This is a genomic window from Chamaesiphon sp. OTE_8_metabat_110, assembly GCF_031382685.1.
GTDB lineage: Bacteria > Cyanobacteriota > Cyanobacteriia > Cyanobacteriales > Chamaesiphonaceae > Chamaesiphon.
In genome coordinates, this window is record NZ_JANMZA010000071.1 from 1 (window position 1) to 5,678 (window position 5,678).

Sequence of the window (5,678 nt, forward strand, 5' to 3'; positions counted from 1 at the left end):
GATAACTTATGATGGCTCGCGATCGCCAATCAATGACGGTTATTCATTTAGATTAAATGATGATTTTGCTATTTATGGATTAGCCCCTAATGGTAAAGTTCGCGTAATAGCGATCGGTCAAGATTCTAACATTCCCCCCAACCAAGAATCGATCGATCGACTCCAGCAGCTCGCTCGCAAACTCAATCTCGATTTGGTACATTGGTGTCGTTGCATCCGAGTCACTCCCGACGACCCCTCCTTCAGCACCCTGCTATCCTAACTCGATCGAATCGATACCTTATTACCTCTTACCTTTTACCTCTTACCTCTTACCCCTTACCCCACAAATGCCCCAACCCATCACCCCCCAACCAGGACAAGAATCAGTCTGGGACTACCCGCGTCCCCCACGCTTAGAAAAAGTTGACAAACGGATTCGGATCGTCTTCAACGGGCAAACGATCGCCGATACTACCGCTGGTTATCGCGTGCTGGAAACCAGCCATCCACCCGTCTATTATTTACCACCCGCAGATCTTCAGATGCAGTACTTGCAAGCGACTGCGCGCGGCTCTTTTTGTGAATGGAAAGGTAACGCCATTTATTACCATCTCACCGTCGGCGATAAGCGGATCGAAAATGTGGCGTGGGCTTATCCGACACCCACCGAAAAGTTTCGATCGATCGCGGACTACTTAGCATTCTACGCTCAGCCGATGGATGCCTGCTATATCGATGATGAGCTGGTAACGCCCCAACCAGGCGAGTTCTACGGTGGTTGGATTACCAAGGATATTGTCGGGCCATTTAAAGGTAGTCCGGGGAGCTGGGGCTGGTAAATTGACTACTTAAACAGCCTTAAATAACCCATGTTGCTATCTATTTCTTGCCTGCGACTGTTCGCGAAGCGTTCCCGAAGGGTAGGCGCGGCTAATGATGCGAAGTCCGCCTTCGCGGACTAATAATTCAGTCCGCGAAGGCGGACTTTGCACTCCGAGCGGCGGTTTCTAACCGCTGGGGTTACAGGTAGTAACTTGGGTTAAATCTCACATTTTTCGATCGCCAAAGTGGCGAATCGTCAACATCGATCGGATCGGAGCGATGGGGATCGGTATAATTGCTCATAGGACACCCGATCGCCTGGATGTTCCCCCTATCAGCAGCTAAATATTGAAAAACGACTAATTGAAGCATAATGGATGAGGCAGGAATCGCTATCTCGCTCGAAACCAGCGATCCTCACTCACACTGCCATCGCAGTCACAATAGATTAGTTTATCCATCCTCGATCGTTAGATTTTAAGTAATACATGGAAGCACTATACGATTATGCCTGGTTGATTCCAGTATTTCCCCTAGCCGGGGCGATGCTAGTCGGATTGGGATTGATTTCGCTCAACAAATTTACCAATGGACTGCGAGATCTTAATGCAGTTCTGATTATTTCACTCATCGGTGCGGCGATGGTCATGTCCTTCGCCCTCCTAGTCAGCCAATTTCAAGGACACCCCGTTTATACCCGATCGTTTGAATGGGCATCTGCGGGTGATTTCCATCTGAATATGGGCTACACGATCGACCATCTGACATCATTGATGTTGGTCATCGTCACTACCGTTGCCATCTTGGTGATGCTATACACCCACGGGTACATGGCTCACGATCCCGGCTACGTCAGGTTTTACGCTTACTTGAGTTTATTTAGCTCCTCGATGTTGGGCTTAGTTGTCAGTCCCAACCTCGTGCAGGTGTATATCTTCTGGGAATTGGTGGGCATGTGTTCTTACTTGCTGATCGGCTTTTGGTACGATCGCAAAGCTGCCGCCGATGCCTGTCAAAAAGCCTTCGTCACCAACCGTGTCGGTGACTTTGGACTGCTACTAGGAATGCTCGGTCTCTACTGGGCGACTGGAAGCTTTGACTTTCAAATCATGGGCGACAGACTCCAAGAATTAGTCGCCTCTGGCGCAATTGGTGGTGGTTTAGCTGCCCTCTTTGCAATTCTGGTATTTTTGGGGCCAGTTGCCAAATCTGCTCAATTCCCGCTCCATGTCTGGCTACCAGACGCAATGGAAGGCCCCACACCGATTTCGGCACTGATCCACGCCGCGACAATGGTTGCCGCTGGTGTGTATCTGATCGCCCGGATGTATCCCGTCTTCGAGCATATCCCCGCTGCCATGGACACGATCGCCTGGACGGGCGCAGTGACTGCCTTCCTGGGTGCCTCGATCGCGATTACCCAAAATGATATCAAAAAAGGTCTTGCCTACTCCACCATGTCCCAACTGGGTTATATGGTGATGGCATTGGGCGTCGGCGCATACTCTGCTGGTTTATTTCACCTGATGACTCACGCCTACTTCAAAGCGATGATGTTCTTGGGTTCGGGTTCGGTGATTCACGGCATGGAAGATGTCGTCGGACACAACCCAGTCTTAGCTCAAGATATGCGCTTGATGGGCGGCTTGCGGAAACAGATGCCCATCACTGCTAGTACTTTTTTCATCGGTACCTTAGCCATCTCCGGGATTCCCCCCTTTGCGGGCTTCTGGTCGAAGGATGAAATTCTCGGTGCCACATATGCCGCAAATCCGCTGTTGTGGGTCGTTGGTTTCCTCACAGCAGGGATCACGGCGTTTTACATGTTCCGGATGTATTTCTCGACCTTCGAGGGCAGTTTCCGGGGCAATGATACCAAGATTCAAAAGCAATTGCTCGCAGCCGCCCGTCCGAGTGGTGCCGATGCTCATGACGACCATCACGATACCGCTCACAGCCATGCTGCTACGCCCCACGAATCGCCGTGGAGCATGACCTTACCCCTAGTTATCCTCGCCGTCCCCTCTGCCCTCATCGGTCTAGTCGGCACGCCGTTTAATAACTACTTTGAGGCATTTATTGCCGCTCCCGGTCGTGCCGTAGAAGTCGCCCATGAATTCGACCTCAATGAATTCTTAGTCATGGCGGGTAGTTCCGTCGGTATCGGTCTAATCGGCATTACACTAGCATCTCTAATGTACCTCAGCCGCAAAATCGATCCCAGCGCGATCGCCTCCAAAATCCCCGCGCTCTACAATCTCTCCCTGAATAAGTGGTACATCGACGATATTTACAATAGCGTCTTCGTCATCGGTTTGCGCCGAGTTGCCCGTCAGGTGATGGAAGTCGATTACCGCGTCGTCGATGGTGCTGTCAACCTCACAGGTTTAGCCACATTACTCGGCGGTGAAGGTTTGAAATATCTCGAAACCGGACGCGCTCAATTCTACGCCTTGATTGTCTTTGGGGCAGTGTTGGGATTAGTAATTGTGTTTGGAGTTACCTAATCGGAGGGTATCTTGTCTGTTTTACACCGTTGGGAAACCTGACGGTTTAGTGAGCTAAGTTGAGGTGGGAGGCAGAGATCTACCCACCCCGCCCGTTGGGCACCCCTCCGAGGAGGGGATTTTTTTGACTGCCTTTGCAGAGGAGGGGATTTTTTTGAGTTGATGGTGGGTGTAGGTAGTGGAGTGATTGCTGATGAGATTCGATGCAAATAAAGTCCTCTTATCCCACAACTCTTGCCGACAAATCCCCTCCTCGGAGGGGTGCCCGAAGGGCGGGGTGGGTAGATCCCCGCATCCCACAGCAATGAGCGAACTCCGTCGATCGATCGGTTAGTAACATCGCCGTCATTTATTGCTCGATCGATTTAAACCAAGCAGCTTGTCCGTAAGCCTCACCATTGTCTCTAAATAGATTCCAGATCGCGCCATCTAGAATCTTAAATTCTTTGCCCGTTTTACTAATTCGGACACCATTATAACCATCCACATAGTTATGAAGTTTGACTCGCTCCATCATCGCTGCTCGCGCTAGTCGATCGACTGGTTTAGCAGTAGCTTGAGAGTGCATATTTGTCAACTCCGCCCAAGAAACTTCCCACAGATCGAGCACTCGTTGATTGCCATATGTCAAAATTGGATCTGCCGATCGATCGTGACTCAATAGATAAAAGTCGGCATTAAATACCTGTTCGCCCAATGTCTCGATCGCTAATCCATACTCTGGCATCAGATCGCGACTAGTCCAGCGCTTAAAATTATTCAACAGAATTAAGACATGCTCTTGTTGGTAATTATTTTCAGGAGCCGGAAGTGCCATTGATTCGATCGGTTTATTCATATCTCAAAAAGGCTACCAGCAAACAAAAAAAGTAGGGTGGGCATCGCCCACCACCTCACTTTAGATTCAAATCTTACTTCCCAAACCCTTTGCCAGCATTTTTTTTAGTAGTAGTCAAACAATTTTCTAATTGCTTGATGACTTTAGCACGATCGAGATCTTGTCCGATGATGACAAACTTAGTTTGAGGTTGACCTTTCCACTGTTCATCATCGATCGAGAAGCGTTTGCCACACAGATGGAAGACATGACACTTATCACTTTCATCAAACCATAAAAATCCCTTTGCCCGGAAGATATTCACAGTTAATTGATTGTCTAAGAAATGCTGAAACTTCCGTAGCAAGAATGGTCGATCGCTCACAAAAGATAATGATGTAAACCCATCATTATCCAAGTGATGTGAATGGTCGTGATGGTCGTGTCCGGGATGGTCGTGCTCGCACTTATCGTGGTCGTGGTCGCAATTTGAATGGTCTTCGGCTGCACGATCGTGGTCGTGGCTGTGTGCGTGTTCTGCTGGAGCATCCAGATATTTGTCCGACTCAAATAAACCCACACTGAGAATCATCGGCAATGAAACTACCGACTTACTCGTCCGAATAATTCTCGCGCCTTCTTTCATTTCGCGCAGCCGAACTTCTAACAAGTCTGCATCCGCTTCATCGACCAGATCGGTCTTATTCAATAAGATAATATCGCCGTAAGTAATTTGACTTTGAGCAGCTTCACTATTGAATAAATCGAGGCTAAAATTAGCCGCATCGACTAACGTAATAATCGAATCGAGTCGCGTTAAGTCGCGTAACTCCGTACCCAAAAAAGTCAGTGCAACAGGTAAAGGATCGGCTAATCCAGTAGTTTCGACAACGAGATAATCGATTTGTTCCGATCGAGCTAAGACCTTATGGACGGCTTTCACCAAATCCTCATTAATCGTGCAACAAATACAACCGTTATTTAATTCCACCATATCCTCGCCAGTCGCAACGATCAGATCGTTGTCGATGCCAATTTCACCAAACTCATTCACCAGCACCGCAGTTTTGATACCTTGCTGATTTTGGAGGATATGATTGAGCAGCGTAGTCTTCCCACTACCGAGAAATCCGGTAATAATCGTTACAGGTACTAGCTTCTGGTCTACATCAATGATTTCGAGAGTGGGCGCGATCGTAGTTGATGTCATAAAAATACACGGTAGGATAATACAGCAATTCGCAGTCAATAGATGGCAAACTTAGAGTAGAGCTATTGTCCTGCTCCGACGATTCACTAGCCATTTTAACCTTTATTTGAGAGTCTCATTTCCTAAAGCCTAATACCTAAAACCTAAAGCCTGCCCCCTCCAGCCAAAATCGCGTCATCATCATGTCTCTAACCATATACAACACCCTCTCCAGAACCAAAGAGCCGTTCCAAACCTTGACACCAAACCAGGTGAAAATGTACTGCTGCGGGGTGACTGTATACGACTACTGCCATCTCGGTCACGCTCGATCGTATATTGTTTGGGATACCGTGCGTCG

At 48.5% G+C, this 5,678-nt stretch carries 5 protein-coding genes and 1 pseudogene; 4 read left to right on the forward strand and 2 right to left on the reverse strand.

The features are described 5' to 3' along the window. The 3 genes from RMO52_RS02845 to RMO52_RS02855 all read left to right on the forward strand — a co-directional run. Positions 1–262: hypothetical protein (locus RMO52_RS02845; RefSeq protein ID WP_310410689.1), on the forward strand; the 262-nt coding region annotated here is incomplete at its 5' end. A gap of 67 nt (positions 263–329) precedes the next feature. Beyond that, the gene (locus RMO52_RS02850) at positions 330–821 is read left to right on the forward strand and encodes a DUF427 domain-containing protein (RefSeq protein WP_310410691.1); all 492 of its coding nucleotides are present in this window, start codon (positions 330–332) and stop codon (positions 819–821) included. A gap of 471 nt (positions 822–1,292) precedes the next feature. Beyond that, positions 1,293–3,311, forward strand: coding sequence for an NAD(P)H-quinone oxidoreductase subunit 5 (locus RMO52_RS02855; protein WP_310410694.1), 2,019 nt, complete (start codon positions 1,293–1,295; stop codon positions 3,309–3,311). A gap of 349 nt (positions 3,312–3,660) precedes the next feature. On the opposite strand, the gene RMO52_RS02860 is transcribed toward RMO52_RS02855, so the two are convergent. Both RMO52_RS02860 and RMO52_RS02865 read right to left on the reverse strand, forming a co-directional pair. After that, positions 3,661–4,149, reverse strand: a complete 489-nt coding sequence (locus RMO52_RS02860) for an MEKHLA domain-containing protein (protein WP_310410696.1) — start codon at positions 4,147–4,149, stop codon at positions 3,661–3,663. A gap of 73 nt (positions 4,150–4,222) precedes the next feature. After that, a complete protein-coding gene (locus tag RMO52_RS02865) occupies positions 4,223–5,338 on the reverse strand; it encodes a GTP-binding protein (protein ID WP_309741267.1) in 1,116 nt (371 codons plus the stop codon). Between the two features lie 182 nt (positions 5,339–5,520). Between RMO52_RS02865 and RMO52_RS02870 the strand changes: the two are divergent. Further along, positions 5,521–5,678, forward strand: a pseudogene (locus RMO52_RS02870) (cysteine--tRNA ligase); the annotation flags it as partial.